The 23,327-nt window shown below is 64.8% G+C and carries 25 protein-coding genes and 1 tRNA gene; 19 read left to right on the forward strand and 7 right to left on the reverse strand.

Annotation, left to right across the window (positions count from 1 at the left end; genetic code table 11):
- Positions 1-14: 14 nt before the first annotated feature.
- On the reverse strand, positions 15-1,043 hold the full coding sequence (locus KVG96_RS12675; protein WP_217892383.1) for a WD40/YVTN/BNR-like repeat-containing protein: 1,029 nt from the start codon (positions 1,041-1,043) through the stop codon (positions 15-17).
- A 520-nt stretch (positions 1,044-1,563) separates the two neighbouring features.
- On the opposite strand from KVG96_RS12675, the gene KVG96_RS12680 reads away from it, so the two are divergent.
- The 7 genes from KVG96_RS12680 (at position 1,564) to KVG96_RS12710 (ending at position 6,894) form a co-directional block, all read left to right on the forward strand.
- Positions 1,564-2,154, forward strand: coding sequence for an amino acid synthesis family protein (locus KVG96_RS12680; protein ID WP_217892384.1), 591 nt, complete (start codon positions 1,564-1,566; stop codon positions 2,152-2,154).
- A gap of 31 nt (positions 2,155-2,185) precedes the next feature.
- Positions 2,186-3,019 carry an alpha/beta fold hydrolase gene (locus tag KVG96_RS12685; protein ID WP_217892385.1) on the forward strand — a complete coding sequence of 278 codons (834 nt, stop codon included), beginning with the start codon at positions 2,186-2,188 and terminating at the stop codon, positions 3,017-3,019.
- Positions 3,016-4,497 carry an aldehyde dehydrogenase gene (locus KVG96_RS12690; protein ID WP_217892386.1) on the forward strand — a complete coding sequence of 494 codons (1,482 nt, stop codon included), beginning with the start codon at positions 3,016-3,018 and terminating at the stop codon, positions 4,495-4,497. Before KVG96_RS12685 ends, KVG96_RS12690 begins: the two co-directional genes overlap by 4 nt.
- A gap of 12 nt (positions 4,498-4,509) precedes the next feature.
- Entirely contained in the window at positions 4,510-4,995 is a 486-nt protein-coding gene (locus tag KVG96_RS12695) for a flavin reductase family protein (protein ID WP_217892387.1), read from the forward strand.
- 127 nt (positions 4,996-5,122) lie between these two features.
- Positions 5,123-5,527, forward strand: coding sequence for a carboxymuconolactone decarboxylase family protein (locus tag KVG96_RS12700; RefSeq protein ID WP_217892388.1), 405 nt, complete (start codon positions 5,123-5,125; stop codon positions 5,525-5,527).
- Positions 5,528-5,564: 37 nt separating this feature from the next.
- Positions 5,565-6,329, forward strand: a complete 765-nt coding sequence (locus KVG96_RS12705) for a GntR family transcriptional regulator (protein ID WP_217892389.1) — start codon at positions 5,565-5,567, stop codon at positions 6,327-6,329.
- Position 6,330: 1 nt separating this feature from the next.
- Complete coding sequence (locus tag KVG96_RS12710) at positions 6,331-6,894, forward strand: NUDIX hydrolase (protein ID WP_085586815.1); 564 nt, start codon at positions 6,331-6,333, stop codon at positions 6,892-6,894.
- Positions 6,895-6,947: 53 nt separating this feature from the next.
- Here KVG96_RS12710 and KVG96_RS12715 read toward each other — a convergent pair whose 3' ends face one another.
- Together KVG96_RS12715 and KVG96_RS12720 are read right to left on the reverse strand one after the other, a co-directional pair.
- Positions 6,948-7,424 (reverse strand): hypothetical protein, encoded by a 477-nt coding sequence (locus KVG96_RS12715; protein ID WP_217892390.1) that lies wholly within the window; start codon positions 7,422-7,424, stop codon positions 6,948-6,950.
- Between the two features lie 152 nt (positions 7,425-7,576).
- A complete protein-coding gene (locus tag KVG96_RS12720) occupies positions 7,577-7,870 on the reverse strand; it encodes a DUF1330 domain-containing protein (protein WP_217892391.1) in 294 nt (97 codons plus the stop codon).
- Between the two features lie 67 nt (positions 7,871-7,937).
- Between KVG96_RS12720 and ribBA the strand changes: the two genes are divergently transcribed.
- From ribBA to KVG96_RS12745, 5 genes are all read left to right on the forward strand, one after another.
- Complete coding sequence (gene ribBA, locus KVG96_RS12725) at positions 7,938-9,047, forward strand: bifunctional 3,4-dihydroxy-2-butanone-4-phosphate synthase/GTP cyclohydrolase II (protein ID WP_217892392.1); 1,110 nt, start codon at positions 7,938-7,940, stop codon at positions 9,045-9,047.
- 167 nt (positions 9,048-9,214) lie between these two features.
- Entirely contained in the window at positions 9,215-10,240 is a 1,026-nt protein-coding gene (locus tag KVG96_RS12730; protein ID WP_217892393.1) for an ABC transporter substrate-binding protein, read from the forward strand.
- Positions 10,237-11,181: an ABC transporter permease gene (locus KVG96_RS12735; RefSeq protein ID WP_217892479.1), complete on the forward strand. Its 945-nt coding sequence runs from the start codon at positions 10,237-10,239 to the stop codon at positions 11,179-11,181. The genes KVG96_RS12730 and KVG96_RS12735 overlap by 4 nt, the downstream gene beginning before the upstream one ends.
- A 6-nt stretch (positions 11,182-11,187) precedes the next feature.
- Positions 11,188-11,997: an ABC transporter permease gene (locus KVG96_RS12740; RefSeq protein WP_217892394.1), complete on the forward strand. Its 810-nt coding sequence runs from the start codon at positions 11,188-11,190 to the stop codon at positions 11,995-11,997.
- A 17-nt stretch (positions 11,998-12,014) separates the two neighbouring features.
- Entirely contained in the window at positions 12,015-13,169 is a 1,155-nt protein-coding gene (locus KVG96_RS12745) for an ABC transporter ATP-binding protein (protein ID WP_217892395.1), read from the forward strand.
- A gap of 153 nt (positions 13,170-13,322) precedes the next feature.
- Here KVG96_RS12745 and map read toward each other — a convergent pair whose 3' ends face one another.
- Together map and KVG96_RS12755 are read right to left on the reverse strand one after the other, a co-directional pair.
- Complete coding sequence (map, locus tag KVG96_RS12750) at positions 13,323-14,120, reverse strand: type I methionyl aminopeptidase (RefSeq protein WP_217892396.1); 798 nt, start codon at positions 14,118-14,120, stop codon at positions 13,323-13,325.
- Positions 14,117-14,365 (reverse strand): ParD-like family protein, encoded by a 249-nt coding sequence (locus tag KVG96_RS12755; protein WP_217892397.1) that lies wholly within the window; start codon positions 14,363-14,365, stop codon positions 14,117-14,119. Before KVG96_RS12755 ends, map begins: the two co-directional genes overlap by 4 nt.
- 203 nt (positions 14,366-14,568) lie before the next feature.
- On the opposite strand from KVG96_RS12755, the gene KVG96_RS12760 reads away from it, so the two are divergent.
- The 4 genes from KVG96_RS12760 (at position 14,569) to KVG96_RS12775 (ending at position 18,744) form a co-directional block, all read left to right on the forward strand.
- The gene (locus KVG96_RS12760) at positions 14,569-15,945 is read left to right on the forward strand and encodes a pyridoxal-phosphate dependent enzyme (protein WP_217892398.1); all 1,377 of its coding nucleotides are present in this window, start codon (positions 14,569-14,571) and stop codon (positions 15,943-15,945) included.
- Positions 15,942-17,120, forward strand: coding sequence for a trans-sulfuration enzyme family protein (locus tag KVG96_RS12765; RefSeq protein WP_217892399.1), 1,179 nt, complete (start codon positions 15,942-15,944; stop codon positions 17,118-17,120). Before KVG96_RS12760 ends, KVG96_RS12765 begins: the two co-directional genes overlap by 4 nt.
- 547 nt (positions 17,121-17,667) lie before the next feature.
- Entirely contained in the window at positions 17,668-18,237 is a 570-nt protein-coding gene (locus KVG96_RS27630; protein WP_217892400.1) for a phage infection protein, read from the forward strand.
- 192 nt (positions 18,238-18,429) lie between these two features.
- Positions 18,430-18,744 carry a hypothetical protein gene (locus tag KVG96_RS12775; RefSeq protein ID WP_085586826.1) on the forward strand — a complete coding sequence of 105 codons (315 nt, stop codon included), beginning with the start codon at positions 18,430-18,432 and terminating at the stop codon, positions 18,742-18,744.
- 12 nt (positions 18,745-18,756) lie between these two features.
- Here KVG96_RS12775 and KVG96_RS12780 read toward each other — a convergent pair whose 3' ends face one another.
- The gene (locus tag KVG96_RS12780; protein WP_217892401.1) at positions 18,757-20,397 is read right to left on the reverse strand and encodes an ATP-binding response regulator; all 1,641 of its coding nucleotides are present in this window, start codon (positions 20,395-20,397) and stop codon (positions 18,757-18,759) included.
- Between the two features lie 112 nt (positions 20,398-20,509).
- On the opposite strand from KVG96_RS12780, the gene KVG96_RS12785 reads away from it, so the two are divergent.
- A complete protein-coding gene (locus tag KVG96_RS12785; protein ID WP_217892402.1) occupies positions 20,510-21,115 on the forward strand; it encodes a LuxR C-terminal-related transcriptional regulator in 606 nt (201 codons plus the stop codon).
- Between the two features lie 150 nt (positions 21,116-21,265).
- Positions 21,266-21,340: transfer RNA gene (locus KVG96_RS12790), tRNA-Gln, on the forward strand.
- Positions 21,341-21,381: 41 nt separating this feature from the next.
- Here the strand turns inward: KVG96_RS12790 and KVG96_RS12795 are convergent.
- Positions 21,382-22,380: a bile acid:sodium symporter family protein gene (locus tag KVG96_RS12795; RefSeq protein ID WP_217892403.1), complete on the reverse strand. Its 999-nt coding sequence runs from the start codon at positions 22,378-22,380 to the stop codon at positions 21,382-21,384.
- A gap of 83 nt (positions 22,381-22,463) precedes the next feature.
- Here KVG96_RS12795 and KVG96_RS12800 point away from each other — a divergent pair, with 83 nt between their 5' ends.
- Positions 22,464-23,252, forward strand: a complete 789-nt coding sequence (locus KVG96_RS12800; RefSeq protein WP_217892404.1) for an AraC family transcriptional regulator — start codon at positions 22,464-22,466, stop codon at positions 23,250-23,252.
- The last annotated feature ends 75 nt before the right edge of the window (positions 23,253-23,327 follow it).

The following is a 23,327-nucleotide window of genomic DNA, read 5'->3' on the forward strand; positions in this document are numbered from 1 at the left end:
ATTATTGATCCGGCTCATTTGCCCAGCTCGGCGCCGTTGGGCGCCGTGATGCGTACTCCGCCCTGCCCGGTCAGGATCAGGTCGCCGTTGCCTGCGGCAGTGACCGACGACAGCGAAATGCGGTCGGGCCGGTTGAACACGCTGAAGGTCTCGCCGTTGTCGCTGCTGCTGATCACCGAGCCGCCGTTGCCGACGATCACGATGGAACCGTCGTCGAGCAGCGTGGCGCCGGACAGGCCGAACTCCAGGGAACCGCGCGCCGCCTTCAGCCCGACCTGCTCCCAGGTGCCGCCGAAGTCGGTGGAACGGTAGAGGTTGCCGCGCAGGCCGTAGGCCAGCAGGGTCTGCGGCTGCGCGGTGCCGATCACGCCGAACAGCGAACCTTCGTACGGGCCTTCGAGCTTTTCCCAGGTCTGGCCCCAGTCGGCGGAACGGAACATGCTGCCCTGCTCGCCGACGATGAACAGCCCGGCGTCCTTCACGGCGGCGATGGCGTTGAGGTGGTATTGGTCTTCGTTGTCGAGGCGGTCGCTGACGTCTTCCCAGTGCTGGCCGCCGTCGGTGGTCTCCAGCAGCGCGCCGTAGGCGCCGACGGCGATGCCCTGGCTGGCGTCCTTGAACCAGACGTCGAGCAGCGGCGCTTCGCGCTTGAGGTCTTCGAACTGCTTGGTCCAGGTCAGGCCGCCGTCTTCGCTGGCGAGGATCTGCGCGTCATGGCCGACGGCCCAGCCGTGCCGGTCGTCGACGAAGTACACGGCGGTGAGCAGTTGCCGGGTCGGCACCTTGGCCTGGGTCCAGGTCTTGCCCTGGTCGTCGGAATAGAGGATGTGTCCGCGGTCGCCGACCGCCACCAGCCGGGCGCCGGCATGGACGACATCGAGCATCAGGCTTTTGGCGGCCTTGGCCGAAGCGGTGGAATAGACCGCGTCCGCGGGCGCTTCGTCGGCCAGGGCGCAGGCCGGTACGGCTGCGAGGCCCAGCAGGGCGCAGGCGGTGGCCAGCAATGCGGTTTTGCGTAACGCCGGCGGGCGGCAACGAACCATAGACCTTCCCCTATTTATTATTGTTGGGCCATCGGGCCTTCAAGGGCGCCGCAAGGGTGCTCCGGGTGACCGGCCAGTCAGCTGCGCTGCATGCAGCATAGTCCTGAAACCCGCAGTCCAGAGCCCCTTCGGATGCTGGCTCATCCTATCGGGCTTTGGAAACGTCTGACAATCGGCGCCACGTTATCTTTTGTTAACCGCGAAACCGGTCTGTTGCCCCTTCATTGACTGACCCGCCGTCGTCGCGGGCAAGCCCGCTCCTACCTGGCTGCGGTCGCTCACGACCGCTGCGTACCACCCGAAACCCGTGGGAGCGGGTTTGCCCGCGAAAGCGTCGGTCAAGGCACCGCAGGCGTTGCTCCCGATGTGTCTGGCAGCGGCCACAGACATTGGCGATGACGGCCGAATGAACGGCCATTCGCCGGATGGATGACGCAAAACTTGCGAAGGGGACTTGCACGATAGGTATTATGGTATACCATCAGACGCACAGACACTCTCACCCCCTACGGAGCAGCCCATGAGTTTCGAAATCCGCAAGATCGTCAGCTACGTCGAAGAGACCTTCATCGAAGGCGGCAAGGCCACCGACACCCCGGTGACCATGGTCGGCCTGGCGGTCGTGATCAAGAACCCGTGGCTGGGCCGCGGCTTCGTCGAAGACCTGAAACCGGAGATCCGCGCCAACTGCTCCGACCTCGGCGCGCTGATGGTCGAGCGCCTCGTGGCCGCCATCGGCGGGGCCGAGAAGATCGAGGCCTACGGCAAGGCCGCGGTGGTCGGCGCCGACGGCGAGATCGAGCACGCCTCGGCGGTGATCCACACCCTGCGCTTCGGCAACCACTACCGCGAAGCGGTCAAGGCCAAGAGCTACCTGAGCTTCACCAACAAGCGCGGCGGTCCCGGCACCTCGATCCAGATCCCGATGATGCACAAGGACGACGAAGGCCTGCGCTCGCACTACATCACCCTGGAAATGCAGATCGAAGACGCACCGCGTGCCGACGAGATCGTCGTGGTGCTCGGTTGCGCCGACGGCGGCCGCCTGCACCCGCGCATCGGCAACCGCTACATCGACCTGGAAGAGCTGGCCGCCGAAAAGGCCCAGTGACCACAACAAGAAGGCATAGCAGGAGCGCTCCATGATTCGGCTCACCGCTGAACTCACCCCCGCCGGCACCAGTTATCTGGCGACCGGCCTCGGCCAACCCGTGGTGCTGATCCACGGCGTGGGCCTGAACAAAGAAATGTGGGGCGGCCAGATCGTCGGCCTCGCCTCGCAATACCGGGTGATCGCCTACGACATGCTCGGGCATGGCGCCAGTCCGCGACCGGCCGCCGACACCGGCCTGCTCGGTTACGCCGATCAGTTGCTGGAGCTGCTGGAGCACCTGCAACTGCCCCAGGCCACCGTGATCGGGTTCTCCATGGGCGGCCTGGTGGCGCGGGCCTTCGCCCTGCACTACCCGCAGCGCCTGCAAGGGCTGGTGGTGCTCAACAGTGTGTTCAACCGCACCGAGGAGCAGCGCGCCGGCGTCATCGCCCGCACCAGCCAGGCGGCCGAGCACGGGCCGGACGCCAACGCCGAAGCGGCCCTGTCGCGCTGGTTCAGCCGCGAATACCAGGCGGCCAACCCGGCGCAGATCGCCGCGATCCGCCAGACCCTGGCCGGCAACGACCCGCAGGGCTACCTGACCACCTACTCGCTGTTCGCCACGCAAGACATGTACCGCGCCGACGACCTGGGCAGCATCCAGGTGCCGACGCTGATCGCCACGGGCGAGCTGGATCCCGGTTCGACCCCGGAGATGGCCGAGCAACTGGCCCGGCGCATCCCCGGCGCGAAGGTCGCCGTGCTGCCCGAGCAAAGGCATATGATGCCCGTAGAGTCGCCGCGCCTGGTCAACCAGATGCTGCTGGAATTTCTCGAATCCGCAAACGCCCGACAAAGTCCAATAAAGGGGATCGTTGCATGACACTCGCACGCTTTCGCATGTGCATCGGCGCAGACTGGGTCGACGCCCTGTCCGGCAAGACGTTCCAAAGCCTCGACCCGGCCCTGGCCGAGCCCTGGGCCGAGCTGCCCGACGCCGACGAGGCCGATGTCGAGCGCGCCGTGCAAGCGGCCCAGACCGCCTTCGACAGCCCGGCCTGGCGAGGCCTGACCGCCACGGCGCGGGGCAAGCTGCTGCGTCGCCTCGGCGACCTGATCGCCGAAAACAAGGAACGACTGGCCCAGCTGGAAAGCCGCGACAACGGCAAACTGATCCGCGAGACCCGCGGCCAGGTCGGCTACCTGCCGGAGTTCTTCCACTACACCGCCGGCCTGGCCGACAAGCTCGAAGGCGGCACCCTGCCGCTCGACAAGCCCGACCTGTTCGCCTACACCGTGCATGAAGCCATGGGCGTGGTCGCCGCGATCATTCCGTGGAACAGCCCGCTGTACCTGACCGCGATCAAGCTCGCGCCGGCCCTGGCGGCAGGCAACACCATCGTGATCAAACCGTCCGAACACGCTTCGGCGACGATCCTGGAACTGGCGCGCCTGGCCCTCGAAGCCGGCATCCCGCCGGGCGTGGTCAACGTCGTCACCGGCTACGGCCCGAGCACCGGCGCCGCCCTCACCCGCCATCCGCTGGTGCGCAAGATCGCCTTCACCGGCGGCGCGGCGACCGCCCGTCATGTGGTGCGCAGCAGCGCCGAGAACTTCGCCAAGCTGTCACTGGAACTGGGCGGCAAATCGCCGAACATCATCTTCGCCGACGCCGACCTCGACAGCGCCATCAACGGCGCCATCGCCGGGATCTACGCGGCGTCCGGGCAGAGCTGCGTGTCCGGCTCGCGCTTGCTGGTGCAGGACGAGATCTACGATGAGTTCGTCGGTCGCCTGGCCGAACGCGCCCAACGCATCCGCATCGGCAACCCCCAGGACGACAGCAGCGAAATGGGCCCGATGGCCACCGCCCAGCAACTGGCCGTGGTCGAAGGCCTGGTGGCCGACGCCCTCGCCGAAGGGGCGCGCCTGCGCATCGGCGGCAAGCGCCCGGCGGGCGTGGGCGACGGCTGGTTCTATGAGCCGACGCTGTTCGAGTGCGACCGCAACTCGATGAAGATCATGCAGGAAGAAGTGTTCGGCCCGGTGGCCTCGGTGATCCGCTTCAAGGACGAGGCCGAAGCGTTGGCGATCGCCAACGACTCGCAGTTCGGCCTCGCCGCCGGCATCTGGACCCGCGACCTGGGCCGCGCCCACCGCCTGGCCCGTGACGTGCGCTCGGGGATCATCTGGGTCAACACCTACCGCGCGGTGTCGGCGATGGCGCCGATCGGCGGCTTCAAGAACAGTGGCTACGGACGCGAAAGCGGCATCGATTCGGTGCTGGCCTACACCGAACTGAAAACAGTGTGGATCAACCTTTCCCAGGCGCCGATGCCTGATCCCTTCGTGATGCGCTAGGAGTCCTGCGACATGATCGAACCCGGCATTTACAAAGACGTGATGGGCTCGTTCCCGTCCGGGGTCACGGTGGTCACCACCCTCGACGCGGACGGCGGCATCGTCGGCATCACCGCCAGCGCCTTCAGCGCGCTGTCGATCGACCCGGCGCTGGTGCTGTTCTGCCCCAACTACGCCTCCGACACCTACCCGGTGCTGCGCGACAGCCAGCGCTTCGCGATCCACCTGCTGTCCGCCGACCAGACCGGCGAAGCCTATGCCTTCGCCGGCAAAGGCAAGGACAAAGCCAAAGGCATCGCCTGGCACCTGAGCGAGCTGGGCAACCCGATCCTGGACAAGGCCACGGCGATCATCGAATGCGAACTGTGGCGCGAATACGACGGCGGCGACCACGCGATCATCGTCGGCGCGGTGAAGAACCTGATCCTGCCGGCGCAACCGGTGACGCCGATGATCTACCACAAGGGAAAATTGGGCGCGTTACCGACGCTGTCTTGAAGGATTCACCCCTGTAGGAGCGAGCCTGCTCGCGAAGGCATAGTGTCAGTCGACATCAATCTCGAATGTGATGACGCTTTCGCGAGCAGGCTCGCTCCCACAGGGGAAAGTGGCGTAAGGAGGAATGATGAGCAACGAAAAATATGAAAAAGGCCTGCAGATCCGCACCCAGGTGCTGGGCGAAGCCTACGTGCAGCGCTCGATCGAGAACGCCGACGACTTCACCCGCCCGCTGCAGGAAATGGTCACCGAATATTGCTGGGGCCATGTCTGGGGCCGCGACGGCCTGTCGCTCAAGGAGCGCAGCATGATCAACCTGGCGATGATCTCGGCGCTCAACCGCCCGCATGAACTCAAGCTGCATGTGCGCGGCGCCTTGCGTAACGGCTTGAGTCGTGAGCAAATACGCGAAATTCTGCTTCAGGTCGGCATCTACTGCGGTGTTCCCGCTGCCGTAGACAGTTTCCGGCTCGCCCGTGAAGCCTTCGCCGAAGCCGACGCCGAGGCCTCCAGACAACACTCGGCTGTCTGACCGCCCCGCAAGGACAGCCACATTTAGAGCGGACTCCATGAAACGCCTGCCACTCGACGACAGCTTCAAGGTCAATCGCAACCCCGTCACCCTGCGCGAGATCGTGCTGGACAAGCTGCGAAGCGCCATCATGAACTTCCAGCTCCTGCCGGGCGACCGCCTGGTCGAACGCGACCTGTGCGACCGCCTGGGCGTGAGCCGCACGTCGGTGCGCGAAGCCTTGCGTCACCTGGAGTCCGAAGGCCTGGTGGAATTCGCCGACGCCAAGGGCCCGCGCGTGGCGATCATCACGCTGGCCGACGCCGTCGACATCTATGAGCTGCGGTGCGTGCTCGAAGGCCTGATCGTCCAGCTGTTCACCCTGCGCGCCAAGGCCAAGGACATCAAGGCCCTGGAGAAAGCGCTGGAGGAGAACCGCAAGGCGCTCAAGGACGGCGAGCTGCAACAGGTGATCGACTCGGTGCAGGGTTTCTACGACGTGCTGCTGGAAGGCTCCGGCAACCACATCGCCGCCACCCAGCTGCGCCAGTTGCAAGCGCGCATCAGCTACCTGCGGGCGACGTCGGTGTCCCAGGAAAACCGTCGCGGCGCGAGCAACCAGGAAATGGAAAAAATGGTCGAGGCGATCAAGAGCGGCGACGCTCTGGCGGCGCATCAGGCGTGCGTCGATCACGTTCGTGCGGCGGCGGCCGTAGCCCTCGACTACCTCAAGCGCAAACAGGAAGAAACCGGCACCGATCTCAAAAGCACGCCGGCGATCACCCTACCCATCGCGCTGAAAGAACCGCGCATAGGTCACTGACATGTTCAGCCCGAGCTTTTGCCCGAAATGCGGCGGCGCCGACCTCGGTCAGCAGGTGCCGCCGGGCGATACGCACGAGCGCCTGATGTGCCGCGGCTGCGGCTACATCCACTATGTGAACCCGAAGATCATCGCCGGCTGCATCATCGAGCAGGACGGCAAATACCTCTTGTGCCAGCGGGCGATCCCGCCGCGTCCGGGCACCTGGACGCTGCCGGCGGGCTTCATGGAAAGCGGCGAAACCACCGAGCAGGCGGCCGTGCGCGAAGTCTGGGAAGAAAGCGGCGTGCGCGCCGAGATCGTCTCGCCCTACTCGATCTTCAGCGTGCCGAAGATCAGCGAGGTGTACATCATCTTCCGCGCCATCGCCCTGGAGATCACCGGCCAGTACGGCCCGGAAACCCTCGACTGCCAATTCTTCGCCCCCGAAGACATCCCGTGGGACAAGATCTACTACCCGGCGATCCGCCAGATCCTCGAACGCTACATCGAGGAACGCCAGGCCGGCGTCTACGGCATCTATGTGGGCAACGACGACAGCGGCAAGATTCACTTCATCCGCTGATCAGAAGTCACCTTCAACAGATGCAGAGCCCGCTTCCTCGGTGGCCGGAGGGCTCAGTCCGGCATCGACCGGATGATGTCAGCCAAATCATCTTTGGTGATCTCATTGGCCTTGAGAGCAGCGGAGATATCTTTTTTAGAAAGCGGGAAGCGCTTGAAAATGTCTTTCAATGTGTCCGCATCGATATTCTGTAACCAAAGAGGGTCGATGAAAGAGCCACCATACTCAGGCTTCATGGGAACCTCTTCGTGAGCGATTGAACCTTTGTGATTCAGATAGACAACATAGCGATCATGCCCTTCAGGAAAACTCTTATCGTGATAGAGCGTAGTCCCCATGGGCAGGACATAGTAATTATCATCGCCACCTTGCCCTTCGATCAGCAGAGGTTCTTTGGTTTTAACCCTCTCCAAATCACGTTCCTTCGAACTGTTCCCCACAATCAGAAACGCCAGAAAGATCGCATTTACAAATAGAACGCCCAGCAACCAATAGCCAATTCGCCTATTTGCAAACATTCTTCTTGTCATAGTGCGCCTCAATAATCCCTTCGAGCATGGCTTGTAAATCCGCAGGCAAGAAATCCCATGCTGAGCTCTGGATTGCGTACGCGCGGCCTGTCGTTCAATGAATGACAAGCCTCTCATTTCGCTGTATTTAGCGCGGCCTTGCAAGCAAGCGCTTACGGCGCCATCCCTTCCACAATAATGACTTCCGCCCTCGCCCACTCCTCCCGGTAGCTTTTCGCTTCCTGATACGCCGTCGAGCGGTAGCACGCCACCGCCTGTTCGTAACTGTCGAACTCAATCACCACGCTACGCTGGGGCGTCGCCCTGCCCTCCAGCGCTTCGCTGCGCCCGCCCCGGGCCAGGAAACGTCCGCCGTACTCGGCGAATGCCTTCGGCGCGCGTTGGGTGTATTGGCTGTAGCGGTCCGGGTCGGTGACGTCCACGTGAGCAATCCAGTAAGCCTTCATAGTGACCTCTTGGTTAAATTTGTATTATGGTATACCACAAATATCCAACAAACACCGGGAGTCCAGCATGGCCTTCAACAGCATCGAAGAAATCCTCGAAGATTACCGCCTCGGCAAAATGGTGCTGCTGGTCGATGACGAGGACCGGGAGAACGAAGGCGACCTGCTGCTGGCCGCCGACCGCTGCACACCCGAGGCGATCAGCTTCATGGCCCGTGAGGCCCGCGGGCTGATCTGCCTGACCTTGACCGACGAACATTGCCAGCGGCTGGGCCTGGAGCAAATGGTGCCGAGCAACGGCAGCGTGTTCAGCACCGCGTTCACGGTTTCCATCGAAGCGGCGGTCGGCGTGACTACCGGTATTTCCGCCGCCGACCGCGCTTGTACGGTGGCGGCGGCAGTGGCGCCCGGTGCCTGCGCCGAGGATCTGGTGCAGCCCGGCCATATCTTCCCCCTGCGCGCCCGCGAAGGCGGCGTGCTGACCCGCGCCGGGCACACCGAGGCCGGTTGCGACCTGGCGCGCCTGGCCGGTTTCTCGCCCGCATCGGTGATCGTCGAAGTGATGAACGACGACGGCACCATGGCCCGCCGGCCGGATCTGGAAGCCTTCGCGCGCAAGCACGGGATCAAGATCGGCACCATCGCCGACCTGATCCACTACCGCCTGAGCACCGAGCACACCATCGAACGCATCGGCGAACGCGAACTGCCGACGGTGCACGGCACCTTTCGCCTGATCACCTTCGAGGACCGCATCGAGGGCGGCGTGCACATGGCCATGGTGATGGGCGAACTGCGCCGCGAGCAGCCGACGCTGGTGCGCGTGCATGTGATCGACCCGCTGCGCGACCTAGTCGGCGCCGAGTACAGCGGACCGCGCAACTGGACGCTGTGGGCGGCGCTGCAGCGGGTCGCGGCCGAGGGCCATGGCGTGGTCGTGGTGCTGGCCAACCATGAATCCTCCCAGGCGCTGCTGGAGCGGGTGCCGCAACTGACCCAGCCGCCCCGCCAGTTCAGCCGCTCGCAGTCGCGGATCTATTCTGAAGTGGGCACCGGGGCGCAGATCCTGCAGAACCTGGGCGTCGGCAAGCTGCGCCACCTGGGCCCGCCGCTGAAATATGCCGGTTTGACCGGCTACGATCTGGAAGTGGTCGAGAGCATTCCCTTCACCGAATGACCCCGTTTGCCGGATAACCGGTACGGCAAAATGCTTGCACAAAGTTTGGAATACCATAATATGATATTCCATAGACCGGACGAGCCGACCCAGCCGTCCCTCTACTGCTCCCGACAGGCGGGCAACAACGCAAGCCCGCTGAAAAACACAACAATGAGGGCGTGAAAATGGTGTTGAACAAAGCTGCAACCGCAATCCTTCTTGCGGGACTGCTGAGCGTGACCGGCCACGCTGCAATGGCCGCCGAAAGCGTGAACTTTGTCAGCTGGGGCGGCAGCACCCAGGATGCGCAGAAGCAGGCCTGGGCCGACCCGTTCAGCAAGGCCAGCGGCATCACCGTGGTGCAGGACGGCCCCACCGACTACGGCAAGCTCAAGGCCATGGTCGAAAGCGGCAACGTGCAGTGGGACGTGGTCGATGTCGAAGCCGACTTCGCCCTGCGCGCCGCCGCCGAAGGCCTGCTCGAACCCCTCGACTTCAAGCAGATCCAGCGCGACAAGATCGACCCGCGTTTCGTCAGAGACCACGGCGTCGGCTCGTTCTTCTTCTCCTTCGTGCTCGGCTACAACGAAGGCAAGGTCGGCGCCAACAAGCCCCAGGACTGGAGCGCCCTGTTCGACACCAAGACCTACCCCGGCAAACGCGCCCTGTACAAATGGCCAAGCCCCGGCGTGCTGGAGCTGGCCCTTTTGGCCGACGGCGTACCGGCGGACAAGCTCTACCCGCTGGATCTGGACCGCGCCTTCAAGAAACTCGACACCATCAAGAAAGACATCGTCTGGTGGGGCGGCGGCGCGCAGTCGCAGCAATTGCTCGCCTCCGGCGAGGCCAGCCTGGGCCAGTTCTGGAACGGCCGCACCTACGCCCTGCAGCAGGACGGCGCGCCGGTGGGCGTGAGCTGGAAGCAGAACCTGGTGATGGCCGACATCCTGGTCGTACCGAAGGGCTCGAAAAACAAGGACGCGGCAATGAAGTTCCTGGCCAGCGCCAGCAGCGCCAAAGGCCAGGCCGACTTCTCAAACCTGACCGCCTACGCCCCGGTCAACGTCGACAGCGTGGCGCGTCTGGACTCGACGCTGGCCCCCAACCTGCCGACTGCCTACGCTAAGGATCAGATCACCCTTGATTTCGCGTACTGGGCCAAGAACGGTCCGGCCATCGCGACACGGTGGAACGAATGGCTGGTCAAATGAAAATGGCGGCCACCGCGTCCCGTCCCTCAACTGCCGCCGGGAGCGCCGCCAGCGCTGCCGGCCCGGCCCCGGTCAAGGCGAGTGCCATGGCGCAAGCCCCGTCCCTCAAACAACGCTGGCGCGGCGCCGGCAACCTGGCCCCGGCGCTGCTGTTCCTCGGCCTGTTCTTTCTCGCGCCGCTGATCGGCCTGCTGCTGCGCGGCGTGCTCGAGCCTGAACCGGGCCTGGGCAACTACCAGCAGTTGTTCGCCAACTCGGCCTATGCGCGGGTGCTGCTCAACACCTTTTCGGTGGCCGGGCTGGTGACCCTGTTCAGCCTGCTGCTGGGCTTTCCGCTGGCCTGGGCGATCACTCTGGTGCCGCGCGGCTGGGGCCGCTGGATGCTCAACATCGTGCTGCTGTCGATGTGGACCAGCCTGCTTGCGCGCACCTACTCCTGGCTGGTGCTGCTGCAGGCCTCGGGCGTGATCAACAAGGCGTTGATGGCGCTGGGCATCATCGACCAGCCGCTGGAGATGGTGCACAACCTCACCGGCGTGGTGATCGGCATGAGCTACATCATGATCCCGTTCATCGTGCTGCCGCTGCAGGCGACCATGCAGGCCATCGACCCGATGATCCTGCAGGCCGGTTCGATCTGCGGCGCCAGCCCGTGGACCAACTTCTTCCGGGTGTTCCTGCCGCTGTGCCGGCCGGGGCTGGCGTCCGGCGGGCTGATGGTGTTCGTGATGTCGCTCGGTTACTACGTCACCCCGGCGCTGCTGGGCGGGGCGCAGAACATGATGCTGCCGGAGTTCATCATTCAGCAGGTGCAGTCGTTCCTCAACTGGGGCCTGGCCAGCGCCGGCGCCGCGTTGCTGATCGTCATCACCCTGGTGCTGTTCTACTTCTACCTGAAGCTTCAGCCGGAATCCCCGGTTGGCGCCAGCAACGCGAGGTAAGCCGACATGCTCCTGACACCAAATGCCATGAGCCGCCGGATGCGCCTGGGCCTGTACGCGACGACCGGGCTGATCGGCCTGTTCCTGCTGCTGCCCATCGTGTTCATCGTGCTGCTGTCGTTCGGCTCGTCCCAGTGGCTGGTGTTCCCGCCGCCGGGCTGGACGCTGAAGTGGTACGTGCAGTTCTTCTCCAACGCCGACTGGATGAGCGCGGCCATGGCCAGCCTCAAGGTCGCAGTGCTGACCACCGTCTGCGCCGTGGCCTTGGGCCTGCCGACCGCCTTCGCCCTGGTGCGCGGGCGCTTTCCCGGCCGGGAAATGCTCTACGGCCTGTTCACCCTGCCGATGATCGTGCCGCTGGTGATCATCGCCGTGGCGGTGTACGCGCTGTTCCTCAAGCTCGGCTACACCGGGACGATGTTCGCCTTCGTCGTCAGCCATGTGATCGTCGCCCTGCCGTTCACCATCATCTCGATCATCAACTCGCTGAAGCTGTTCGACCAGTCGATCGAGGACGCGGCGGTGATCTGCGGCGCCTCGCGCCTGCAAGCGGTGTTCAGGGTGACGTTCCCGGCGATCCGTCCGGGCATGGTCGCCGGCGCCCTCTTCGCCTTCCTCGTCTCGTGGGACGAAGTGGTGCTGAGCGTGATGATGGCCAGCCCGACCCTGCAGACCCTTCCCGTGAAAATGTGGACCACCCTGCGTCAGGACCTGACACCCGTGATCGCCGTCGCCTCGACGCTGCTGATCGGCCTGTCGGTGCTGGTCATGGTGATCGCCGCCGCCCTGCGCCGGCGCAATGAAATCCGCGCCTGAGCGCCCAGGAGTACGACATGAGTGCCGTGATCAAAGACGCATCCCAGCAGAGCGACAAACCTCTGGTCAGCCTGCGCCACCTGAACAAGCACTACGGCGATTTCGCCGCCGTGGACAACATCTCGCTGGACATCAAGGACGGCGAATTCCTCACCTTCCTGGGCTCCAGCGGCTCGGGCAAAAGCACCACGCTGTCGATGCTCGCCGGTTTCGAGACGCCGAGCAGCGGCGAGATCCTGGTCAACGGCCAGTCGCTGGTGAACGTGCCGCCGCACAAGCGCGACATCGGCATGGTGTTCCAGCGTTACTCGCTGTTCCCGCATCTTTCGGTGCGCGACAACATCGCCTTCCCGCTGATGATCCGCAAACTCTCCGCCGCCGAGCGGGACAAGCGCGTGGAGGCGATGCTCAAGCTGGTGCAGTTGGAGCCGTTCGCCCACCGTCGCCCTTCGCAGTTGTCCGGCGGCCAGCAGCAACGGGTCGCCATCGCCCGGGCGCTGGTCTACGAGCCGCGCATCCTGCTGATGGACGAACCTCTCGGGGCGCTGGACAAGAAGCTGCGTGAAGACCTGCAAGACGAACTGCGCCAGCTGCACCGGCGCCTGGGCATCACCATCGTCTACGTGACCCACGACCAGGAAGAAGCCATGCGCCTGTCCCAGCGCATCGCGATCTTCAGCCACGGCAAGATCGTCGGCCTGGGCAGCGGCTATGACCTGTACCAGAACCCGCCGAACGCCTTTGTGGCGTCGTTCCTCGGCAACTCGAACTTCCTGCGGCTCAAGGCCCAGGGCAACGGGGCGGCGGATTTCGAAGGGCAAGCGCTGTCGATCCGCCTCACCGCCGGCCTGCACAGCGGACAGGACGTGCTGCTGATGGTGCGCCCGGAAAAGGCCCTGGCGCTGAGCGTGCAGCAAGCGGTGAACGAACCGCTGGCCGCCGGATGGAACGAGGTGTCGGCCAAGGTGGTGGAGGTGCTGTTCCTCGGCGAGAGCCAGACGTGCAGCGTGGTCACGCCGGGCGGCACCGCGATGACGGTCAAGGCCCTGTCCGCCGCCGGCATGCCGCTCAAGGCCGGCGATCCGGTGCAGGTGCGCTGGGCCACGGCGGACGCCTGCGTGTACACCGAATGGGCGGAAAGCGACCTGAACAAGGCAGCCGGCGCCCACTGAGTCCGGCATCGGCACAGCTCCCACAGGTACCCCGATTCATGCACACCGCAAAACCTGTGGGAGCTGGCTTGCCAGCGATGAGGCCGGCACAGTCAACTCTCTTTGAAATGTCACCTTCGGGCCGGCAACGCGTCGGGCGGTGCCGGCCCTTTTTTACGACCGAAGGATCGGCGCAAACCCCGCGATCTCGTCCGGCCACGCCGTCAGCACTTCGAAGCCGTCCTCGGTCACCGCCACCATGTGTTCCCACTGCGCCGAGAGCGACTGGTCCTTGGTCACCACGGTCCAGCCGTCGGCCAGGCTCTTCACATGGCGCTTGCCGGCGTTGAGCATCGGCTCGACGGTGAAGATCATCCCCGCCTTCAGCTTCAGGCCCTGGTTCGGATGCCCGTAGTGCAGCACCTGCGGCTCGTCGTGATAGACCTTGCCGATGCCGTGTCCGCAGTACTCGCGCACCACGCTGAAGCCTTCCCGCTCCGCCAGGCTCTGGATCGCGAAGCCGATGTCGCCCAGGGTCGCACCCGGCCGCACGGCGCGGATGCCGGCGCACATGGCGTCATAGGTGGTCTTGATCAGGTGCCGGGCCTCGGGCGTCGGCTCGCCGACCACGTACATGCGGCTGGTGTCGCCGAACCAGCCGTCCTTGATCACCGCGATGTCGAGGTTGACGATGTCGCCGTCCTTCAGTTTGCGGCCCGACGGAATGCCGTGGCACACGACCTCGTTGACCGACGCGCACACCGTCTTCGGAAAGCCGTGATAGCCGACGTTGGCCGGAATCGCCTTCTGCACGTTGACGATGTAGTCGTTGCACAGACGGTCGAGGTCGTCGGTGGAGACCCCGGCCTTGACGTGGGGCACCAGCATGGCCAGCACTTCGGCGGCCAACCGGCCCGCCTCCCGCGATTGGGCGATGTCGGCGGCGGAGTTGATCTTGATCGGGTTTCTCATGCTTCGGCCCCCAGTGCAGACGACGCATCCGCCAACGCACACAGACTCTGCAGATCGAGACCGCCCGCCTGCTCGGCGCGGATCAGCAAGCGGCAGATGGCGCTGTGATCCAGGTTGGGGTGCAGCTCGGCAAGCATGCCGATGCGCATCCAGTGCTCAGCCTGTGCGTTGATCGAACGGCTGAGCGCGCTGCTGGAGATGCGCAGGTTCTCGTGCATGTCCTCGGAGATTTTTACGATGCCCACGGCAATACCTGATATGAAATGCATATGGAACGTATATTAGCGGCGATCGAACGAAAACCGCAATCGAGGCTTGCCGCACCCACGCCCCAAATCATTGCCCCGGCCATCGAAAGGTTGCGGCGCAGACCATCCGGGCCTATGTTGCATGCGAGCTTGTTCCCCGCGAATGGATCGCGATCAATCACCACAAACGAGGTGAAGAGATGTCAAAGGATTCACGCCCTGCAGTGCTTGGGCTGATAGGCAACACACCGCTGGTTCGCGTCACCCGCTTCGACACCGGGCCGTGCACACTGTTTCTCAAACTCGAATCGCAGAACCCCGGTGGCTCGATCAAGGACCGCATCGGTCTGGCCATGATCGACGCCGCCGAACGCGACGGCCGCCTCCAGCCCGGCGGCACCATCGTTGAGGCCACCGCCGGCAACACCGGCCTGGGCCTGGCCCTGGTCGGCCGCGCCAAAGGCTACCGGGTGGTGCTGGTGGTGCCGGACAAGATGTCCACCGAGAAAGTCCTGCACCTCAAGGCCATGGGCGCCGAAGTGCACATCACCCGCTCCGACGTCGGCAAGGGTCACCCCGAGTACTACCAGGACGTCGCCGCACGCCTGGCCAAGGACATTCCCGGCGCCTTCTTCGCCGACCAGTTCAACAACCCCGCCAACCCGCTGGCCCACGAATGCAGCACCGCCCCGGAAATCTGGGCGCAGACCGAACATGACCTGGACGCCATCGTCGTCGGCGTCGGCTCCGCCGGCACGCTCACCGGCCTGACCCGGTTCTTCCAGCGCGTGCAGCCGAACCTGGAAATGGTGCTGGCCGACCCGGTGGGTTCGGTGATGGCCGAATACAGCCGCAGCGGCCACCTCGGCACCGCCGGCTCCTGGGCGGTGGAAGGCATCGGCGAGGACTTCATTCCGTCGATCTCCGACCTCTCCAGCGTGCGCCACGCCTATTCCATCAGCGACGAAGAAAGCTTCGACCACGCCCGCCAACTGCTGCGGGTCGAAGGCATTCTCGGCGGTTCCTCCACCGGCACCCTGTTCGCCGCCGCGCTGCGCTACTGCCGCGAGCAGACCGAACCGAAACGGGTGGTCAGCTTCGTCTGCGACACCGGCACCCGCTACCTGTCCAAGGTCTACAACGATCAGTGGATGAACGACCAGGGCCTGTTGGCGCGCAAGCGTTACGGCGATCTGCGCGACCTGGTGGCCCGGCGCTTCGAGGACGGTCGCGTGATCAGCGTCGGCCCGGAAGACACCCTGCTCACGGCCTTCCAGCGCATGCGCCTGGCCGATGTGTCGCAACTGCCCGTCCTGGTCGAAGGCCGGCAACTGGTCGGGGTGATCGACGAGTCCGACATCCTGCTCGGCGTCCATGAAGACGCTGCGCATTTTCGCAAGACCGTCGCCAGCGCGATGACCGACAAGCTGCAGACCCTGGCGCCGAACGCCGACCTGGCCGAGCTGGAGAAGGTCCTCAACCGCGGGCTGGTGGCGATCATCGCCGACGCTTCGGGCTTCCACGGCCTGATCACCCGCGTCGACATGCTCAACCAACTACGGAGATCCCTGGCATGAGCCAGCACGATGAAAACGCCCCGCCACAGGACTTCGCCACCCGCGTGATCCACGCCGGGCAAACGCCGGATCCGACCACCGGCGCGCTGATGCCGCCGATCTACGCCAACTCCACCTACCTGCAGGACAGCCCCGGCGTGCACAAGGGCTTCGACTACGGCCGCTCGCACAACCCGACCCGCTTCGCCCTCGAGCGCTGCGTGGCGGACCTGGAAGGCGGCACCCGGGCGTTCGCCTTCGCTTCGGGCCTGGCGACCATTTCCACGGTGCTCGAACTGCTCGAGGCCGGCTCGCACGTCGTGTCGGGCAACGACCTGTACGGCGGCACGTTCCGCCTGTTCGACAAAGTGCGCCAGCACAGCGCCGGGCATCGTTTCAGCTATGTCGACCTGAGCGACCTGTCGGCCTTCGAAGCGTCGTTGCAGGACGACACCCGCATGGTCATCGTCGAGACCCCGACCAACCCGTTGCTCGGCCTGGTCGACCTCGCGGCCATCGCCCGCACCTGCCGGGCGCGGGGCATTCTGTGCGTGGCCGACAACACGTTCGCCAGCCCGTACATCCAGCGTCCGCTGGAACTGGGCTTCGACATCGTGCTGCACTCGACCACCAAGTACCTCAACGGCCACTCCGACGTGATCGGCGGCATCGCCGTGGTCGGGCAGAACGCCGAGGTGGCCGAACGTTTGGGCTTCCTGCAGAACGCCATCGGCGCGATCGCAGGACCGTTCGACGCGTTCCTCACCCTGCGCGGCGTGAAGACCCTGGCGCTGCGCATGGAGCGCCATTGCAGCAACGCCCTGGAACTGGCGCAGTGGCTGGAGCGTCAGCCGCAGGTCAAGCGCGTCTATTACCCGGGCTTGCCGTCGCACCCGCAGCATGAACTGGCGAAACGGCAGATGCGCGGTTTCGGCGGGATGATCTCCCTGGACCTGGACAGTGACCTGGCCGGCGCCCGACGCTTCCTGGAGAACGTGAAGATCTTCGCCCTGGCCGAAAGCCTCGGCGGCGTGGAAAGCCTGATCGAGCACCCGGCGATCATGACCCACGCCACCATTCCGGTAGAGACCCGCGCACGGCTGGGCATCGGCGACACGCTGGTGCGCCTGTCCGTGGGCGTGGAGGATGTGGAGGATCTGCGCGCCGACCTGGCGCAGGCCCTGGCGAAAGTGTAGGCCCCCGAAACGTCAAAGCCCGCGCAAGGCGGGCTTTGGTGTTCGAGTAGGCGGCCAGTGCTGGTCTCTGGCTTACGAGGTTTATCAGGACTCCCACAGTACAGGCAATGTGCTCTGCTGCTTCACACGGCGTAAGGGCTGGATCCCAGCGCGGGGATCTTTCTAACCGTGTACCCTTCGGAACGCGCCCAACGCTTCCTCGCTATCCGCTTGCGCATCAGTCTGCGTGTTCGCCTACACCTATGAGCCTAGCAAAGGCCTTGAAATCCGAAACGCCCTTTTTAGACCGATTTCCTTCTAGCGCCCGCCCGCAAGGACGTTAACCGACTATCGCCCCGGGCCGACCGGCCTCCGTCACCCACGGTTGGCCGACTATACTTTTCAGTTCGCTAGCGAAGTTTCATGCTGTACGTCGACACCCGTGCACCTGCCGGTGCGCCCGTGCCAATCGCCAATCTGGTTAACCCCGGGCCAACGAGCCCTGCCGCCGGTGCATCCGACGGACGCCGCTCGGACGCGTTGTGGCTGATGGGTCGTGGAGAAGATCATGAAACACAAGCTTTTGACAGGCGTCGTTCTTGCGGTGGCCGCAACGGTGGTGGTGCCGGTTGCCTGGGCGGCGCAGCCGCAGGCGTTGGCGTCGGATGGCTCGGATCATGTCGGTGCGGGTGCGGTGGCTTCGGACGGTTCCGACCATGTCGGTGCGGGCGCTGTGGCTTCCGACGGATCCGACCATGTCGGTGCAGGCGCTATGGCCTCCGACGGTTCCGACCACGTCGGTGCAGGCGCTGTGGCCTCCGACGGTTCCGACCACGTCGGCGCAGGCGCTGTGGCCTCCGACGGATCCGACCATGTCGGCGCAGGCGCTGTGGCTTCCGACGGAGCCGACCACGTCGGTGCGGGCGCTGTGGCTTCCGACGGCTCCGACCACGTCGGTGCGGGCGCTGTGGCTTCCGACGGCTCCGACCACGTCGGTGCAGGCGCTGTGGCCGCCGATGGCGCAGACAAGGTCGGCGCCAACCGCCTGGCCTACTCCCGCGTCGGCATCGGCTCCGACCGGGTCGCTTCGGCACTCATGACCGGCAGTTATTCCGACCAGTTCAACAGCCCTCAATAACCCGCCCATCCAGACGAACGGGCGGCCCCGTCCGGCCGCCCGTTTGGTCTCCACTAGCACATTTGTGCTAATCGACCGGTGCACCGCCCGGCGCTATAGTCCCCGCAACCCCCGACGTTTCCCCACACGGCCTTTGCACCGTGCTCGGCACCGTTGCGCCCGGAAAAAGAACAACACCAAGGAAGACACACCATGAAACTGCACTCACGCCTCTGCAAACTCGCTGTCATCGGCGCCCTGCTGGCCGGCGCCGCCGGTTGCCAGACCGCCAAACCCACCGAAGACAGCATGAAGGAACGGGCCCAGACCGTGATCGGCCAACCCGTCACCAAGATCGCCAACGTGCGCAGCGACAGCACCCTCACCTACTACACGGCCTACACCGCCGGCGGCGAGTACAACTGCGAACTGCCCAGCGGCGCGATCGTCGCGGTGGCCAGCATGGGGATCATGTCGCCGCCGTTGACCTGCCTGCCCAAAGGCGCCTCGCCGATCCCGTACCGGTGACCGGCACCGCCTTCACCCAAGACTGTCGCTGCCGGCGCTGACCGGCTCGTCCCGCCGCTCGCGCAGCGCGCGCAAGGTCGCGCGCAGCTCGGCCGGGCGCACCGGTTTTGACAGGATGGCGATCCGGCGGTCATGCAGCGCCGCCTGGATCTTCTCGATGTCATGCCCGGTGATGATCATCGCCGGCACAGCCTGAGCGCGTTGCCGGCGAATGTCGTCGATGCACTCGATGCCGGTGCCGTGGGCACCCAGGTCGTAGTCGGCGACGATGATGTCGCAGTCCGTCACCAGCCCCTGCCCCGTCGTCTCGGCCTGCACCACGCACCCCCAGCGCTCGAGCAGCGCAGACGTGGCCAGCAGCACGTTGCGGTCATCCTCCACCAGACACACCTTCAGCCCGGTCAGCATGCCCGCCTGACGCGCTTCATCGCGCACCGCCGGCAACCCGGGCGCCGTCGCCGGCGGCAATCCGGACAACGTCACCGCCGTGCCATGCCCGAGCCGCGAACGCAGCGTCACCCCGACACCAATCAGTTGCCCCAGCCGCTTGACGATCGACAGCCCCAACCCCACGCCCTCCACGTCCTTGTCGCGCAATTGGCGGACCCGGTAGAACTCCTCGAAGACCTTCGGCAGGTGTTCGTCGGCGATGCCGTTGCCGCGGTCGCACACCACGATGGCCAGCCCGTTTGCACGCTTGCGCACACCGATCAGCACCGGCCGCTGCGCACCGTACTTGAAGCAGTTGGACAGGACGTTCTGCACCATGGTCGCCAGCAGCGCAGGATCGGTGCGCACCCAGTGCCGGCACGGGCGCAGGCGCAATTCCACGCCGGCCCAACGGGCGGCCTCGGCGTTCTGGCGGATCAGGTCGGCCAGCCATTCGCCCAGGTCAAACGTCTGGAGCTTGGGCTGGATCCGCCCGTTGTCGAGGGTGTAGAGGTCGAGGATCGAACGGAACAGCTGCGAGACGTTGAGCAGCGAACGGTCGATGTTGTCCACCAGCCGGCGCTCGTCGTCACCCAGGCGGGACTCGCGCAGGCACGCGGTGAACAGGCCGATGGAGTGGATCGGCTGGCGCAGGTCGTGGCTGGCCTGGGCCAGAAACCGCGACTTCTCCAGATTGGCCGCGACCGCTTCCTCCGACGCCTTGCGGGTGCGCTCCAGCAGCAGGTGCGCATAGAACGGAATCACCGTGCTGGTGATCATCAGCATCAGCACCATGAACGGCTGCGCCTGCCACACCGGCGTCAGGCTGTAGACCACGACCAGCGCCGCCAACGCCAGGGCCGTGGCGATCGCCAGGTAACGCGAACCGTAGCGCATGCCGTTGCCCAGGTTGACCCAGACCATCACCGCATACAGCGGCAACGCCGTGGCGCCGCCCATCACCAGCCCGAACGAAGTGCCGGTGTAGTCGTTGACCATGCCGAAGATCCGCCGCGCCGGATAATGCCCGGGCCACCGCACAATGGCCTGGCGCAGCACCGCCGACGCCAGCAGGAACACGCTGATGTAGGCGATGATCGGCAGGTAGGTCTCCACCCGCTGCCCCGGCAGAAAGCCGAGCACACTGATGTAGGCCAGGGCCACGCTCGCCAGAATGATGCGCAGGTTGGCCTGGTCGAGCTCGGTGTTCTTTTCGAACTTCATGGGAACGTCCTTGTGCGGCAGTCGTCAGATCCAGCACGAACCAACAGGCAACGCCTTTGCCCGGTGCTAAGGTGCACGCCAACGGAACGCCAGACCCAGGGAGGGTGCAGCCATGGCTTGCCGAATCATCATAGCCGACGATCACCCGCTGTTTCGCGAGGCGCTGCTGCGCACCGTCCAGCGCCTGTTGCCCGAGGCCGCCGTCGACGAGGCCGGCGATCTCGAGGCCGTGCATCGCTTGCTCCGGTCAGGCGATGAGCCGGACACGCTGATCCTCGACCTGCGCTTTCCCGGCCTGACCAGCCTCGACCAATTGGCGCAGCTGCGCCTGCACTGGCCGCGCACCACGTTGATCGTGGTGTCGATGGTGGACGACGAAGCGCTGATCGGCGAAGTGATGGCCGCCGGGATCGACGGGTTCATCGGCAAGAACATCGTCCCGGACGAGATCGGCCAGGCGATCCTGGCCATCCGCGAGGGTGAAGTGCTGGTCCGGTTTGCGCCTTCGGGCCTGTTGCCGCTGGAATCCGGCACGGCGTTGACCGCCCGTCAGCAGGAGGTGCTGCGGCTGATCGCCCAAGGCAAGACCAACAAGGAAATCGCCCGGGAACTCGATATATCTCCGTTTACCGTGCGCATTCACGTGTCTTCGTTGCTGCGCACGCTGAACGTCCCCTCCCGTGCCGCTGCGGCAGTGAAATACGCGGGAATGCTGTAGGAAACGCGGCGGAATGAGCCGTTACGGGCGGCGCAAAAAAGATAACAGGCTGTTTTCCAAGAAAATTATTTCGTCCGGGGCTTCCCAGACGGAAAAAATGTTGTTAAATTTCGCGCACTTTCCGGGAAGCCACACAGGCCAACCGAATACAGGGGCGTCGCCAAGCGGTAAGGCAGCAGGTTTTGATCCTGCCATGCGTTGGTTCGAATCCAGCCGCCCCTGCCATTTTCTTCCTCGTTTCACCCTCTCTTATTCAGCCAAATACCCTACGGATCCACCTGAGCCATCAGTTCAGGAATCGACTCCGGCCGTTTGGCATATCGCTGCGCCAGCACCGCACACACCATCAACTGAATCTGATGAAACAGCATCAGCGGCAGGATCAGTACGCCGATCGTGCTGCCGGCGAACAGCACCTGCGCCATCGGCACACCGGTCGCCAGACTCTTCTTCGAGCCGCAGAACAGAATGGTGATGCGGTCTTCCTGGCTGAAGCCGAACGCCTTGCCCAGCACCGTGGACGCCAGCAGCACCAGCGCCAGCAGGATGCAGCACACCACCACCAGCCCGAACAGGTCCAGCACCGGAATCTGATGCCAGATGCCTTCGTTCACCGCCTCGCTGAAGGCGCCGTAGACCACCAGCAGGATCGAACCCTGATCGACGAACTTGAGCCAATGCTTGTTGCGCCCGACCCAGGCGCCGATCCAGCGCCGGGCGATCTGTCCGGCGATGAACGGCAACAACAGCTGCACGCTGATCTTCACGATGGCATCGAGGGTCGAACCGCCGTCGCCGTGAACGTTCAACAGTAGCGTCACCAGCAGCGGCGTCAGGAAGATCCCGAACAGGCTGGAAGCCGCCGCGCTGCAGATCGCCGCCGGAATGTTGCCCCGGGCCAGCGAAGTGAACGCAATTGCCGATTGCACCGTGGCCGGCAGCGCACACAGATAGAGCATGCCCATGTACAGGCTGTCGCCGATCAGCGGCGACAGCAGCGGCTTGAGCGCCAGGCCCAGCAGCGGGAACAGCACGAACGTCAGGCCGAACACCAGCAAATGCAGGCGCCAGTGGCCGGCGCCGGCGATGATCGACTCACGCGAAAGCTTGGCGCCATGCAGAAAGAACAGCAGCGCGATGGCAATGTTGGTCAGCCAGCCGAAGCCGACCGCGACCTGGCCGCTGGCGGGCAGGAAACTGGCCAGCAGCACCACGCCGATCAGGGTCAGGGTGAAGTTGTCGGGTAACAAGCGTGGGCGGGTCATAAGCGGTCTTCCGGGGGTTGCCAGTACGTGAAGGCGACTCTAACGTGATCGGCAATGACCGACTAACGCCGAAGAGCCCACAGATGCCGCCTAAAGGACACGACAAAAGCGTCAGACGCAGCATTCCCGGCCTGCCCAGCCTGCCGAGACCGCTCTACGGCCGCACCGAGTCGCTGCCCAACCGCGCCCTCACCCGCCGCCACAGCCACCCGTGGGTGCAGTTGTCCTATGCGATCCAGGGTGTGCTGGAAGTGCAGACCGCCGCCGGCCGTTTCGTCGCCCCGCCGGAGCGGGCGGTGTGGATCCCGGCCGGTGTGCCGCATCGGGTGTTCAGTTCGCCGCACACGGAAATGCGCAGCCTGTACATCGATTGCAGCGTCGCAGGCTGGGCGGCGCAACGGTGTCATGTGCTGGCCGTGAACGACCTGCTGCGCGAGCTGATCCGCACCTTCAGCGGCGTCCCGGTGGAGTACGACCTGGACGGCCCTCACGGTCGGCTCGCCCAGGTGATCCTCGACCAATTGGCCGAAGCCCCACCAATCGACCTGATGCTGCCACTGCCCCAGGACAGCCGCTTGCAGCAGATCTACCGCAGCCTTGAGCAGCATCCCGATCAGTCGACCACGCTCCAGCACTGGAGCGACCGGTTCGGCGTCACCGAAAAGACCCTCAGCCGCCTGTTCCTGCGCGACACCGGCCTGACCTTCCGGGCCTGGCGCCAGCGCCTGCGCCTGCTCGGCGCGCTGACGCCGCTGGAACGGGGCGAACGGGTCACCGATGTGGCGCTGGCTTGCGGCTATGATTCAACTTCGGCCTTCATCGCGGCGTTCCGGCAACAGTTCGGGGAGACGCCCGGTGAATTTTTTCGATGATAAATGCCGATATTTATCGAATTTGAATACCCCATCCGCTTCACTTCAGGGTAGAGTCTCGCTCATCAAGGATTC

The sequence above is a fragment of the Pseudomonas ekonensis genome, assembly GCF_019145435.1.
Classification (GTDB): Bacteria; Pseudomonadota; Gammaproteobacteria; order Pseudomonadales; family Pseudomonadaceae; genus Aquipseudomonas; species Aquipseudomonas ekonensis.

Bases quoted from the DNA above. Each gene is read 5' to 3' on its own strand.
- KVG96_RS12675 (WP_217892383.1), bottom strand. From the start codon at position 1,043: ATGGTTCGTTGCCGCCCGCCGGCGTTACGCAAAACCGCATTGCTGGCC.
- KVG96_RS12680 (WP_217892384.1), top strand. From the start codon at position 1,564: ATGAGTTTCGAAATCCGCAAGATCGTCAGCTACGTCGAAGAGACCTTC.
- KVG96_RS12685 (WP_217892385.1), top strand. From the start codon at position 2,186: ATGATTCGGCTCACCGCTGAACTCACCCCCGCCGGCACCAGTTATCTG.
- KVG96_RS12690 (WP_217892386.1), top strand. From the start codon at position 3,016: ATGACACTCGCACGCTTTCGCATGTGCATCGGCGCAGACTGGGTCGAC.
- KVG96_RS12695 (WP_217892387.1), top strand. From the start codon at position 4,510: ATGATCGAACCCGGCATTTACAAAGACGTGATGGGCTCGTTCCCGTCC.
- KVG96_RS12700 (WP_217892388.1), top strand. From the start codon at position 5,123: ATGAGCAACGAAAAATATGAAAAAGGCCTGCAGATCCGCACCCAGGTG.
- KVG96_RS12705 (WP_217892389.1), top strand. From the start codon at position 5,565: ATGAAACGCCTGCCACTCGACGACAGCTTCAAGGTCAATCGCAACCCC.
- KVG96_RS12710 (WP_085586815.1), top strand. From the start codon at position 6,331: ATGTTCAGCCCGAGCTTTTGCCCGAAATGCGGCGGCGCCGACCTCGGT.
- KVG96_RS12715 (WP_217892390.1), bottom strand. From the start codon at position 7,424: ATGACAAGAAGAATGTTTGCAAATAGGCGAATTGGCTATTGGTTGCTG.
- KVG96_RS12720 (WP_217892391.1), bottom strand. From the start codon at position 7,870: ATGAAGGCTTACTGGATTGCTCACGTGGACGTCACCGACCCGGACCGC.
- ribBA (WP_217892392.1), top strand. From the start codon at position 7,938: ATGGCCTTCAACAGCATCGAAGAAATCCTCGAAGATTACCGCCTCGGC.
- KVG96_RS12730 (WP_217892393.1), top strand. From the start codon at position 9,215: ATGGTGTTGAACAAAGCTGCAACCGCAATCCTTCTTGCGGGACTGCTG.
- KVG96_RS12735 (WP_217892479.1), top strand. From the start codon at position 10,237: ATGAAAATGGCGGCCACCGCGTCCCGTCCCTCAACTGCCGCCGGGAGC.
- KVG96_RS12740 (WP_217892394.1), top strand. From the start codon at position 11,188: ATGCTCCTGACACCAAATGCCATGAGCCGCCGGATGCGCCTGGGCCTG.
- KVG96_RS12745 (WP_217892395.1), top strand. From the start codon at position 12,015: ATGAGTGCCGTGATCAAAGACGCATCCCAGCAGAGCGACAAACCTCTG.
- map (WP_217892396.1), bottom strand. From the start codon at position 14,120: ATGAGAAACCCGATCAAGATCAACTCCGCCGCCGACATCGCCCAATCG.
- KVG96_RS12760 (WP_217892398.1), top strand. From the start codon at position 14,569: ATGTCAAAGGATTCACGCCCTGCAGTGCTTGGGCTGATAGGCAACACA.
- KVG96_RS12765 (WP_217892399.1), top strand. From the start codon at position 15,942: ATGAGCCAGCACGATGAAAACGCCCCGCCACAGGACTTCGCCACCCGC.
- KVG96_RS27630 (WP_217892400.1), top strand. From the start codon at position 17,668: ATGAAACACAAGCTTTTGACAGGCGTCGTTCTTGCGGTGGCCGCAACG.
- KVG96_RS12775 (WP_085586826.1), top strand. From the start codon at position 18,430: ATGAAACTGCACTCACGCCTCTGCAAACTCGCTGTCATCGGCGCCCTG.
- KVG96_RS12780 (WP_217892401.1), bottom strand. From the start codon at position 20,397: ATGAAGTTCGAAAAGAACACCGAGCTCGACCAGGCCAACCTGCGCATC.
- KVG96_RS12785 (WP_217892402.1), top strand. From the start codon at position 20,510: ATGGCTTGCCGAATCATCATAGCCGACGATCACCCGCTGTTTCGCGAG.
- KVG96_RS12795 (WP_217892403.1), bottom strand. From the start codon at position 22,380: ATGACCCGCCCACGCTTGTTACCCGACAACTTCACCCTGACCCTGATC.
- KVG96_RS12800 (WP_217892404.1), top strand. From the start codon at position 22,464: ATGCCGCCTAAAGGACACGACAAAAGCGTCAGACGCAGCATTCCCGGC.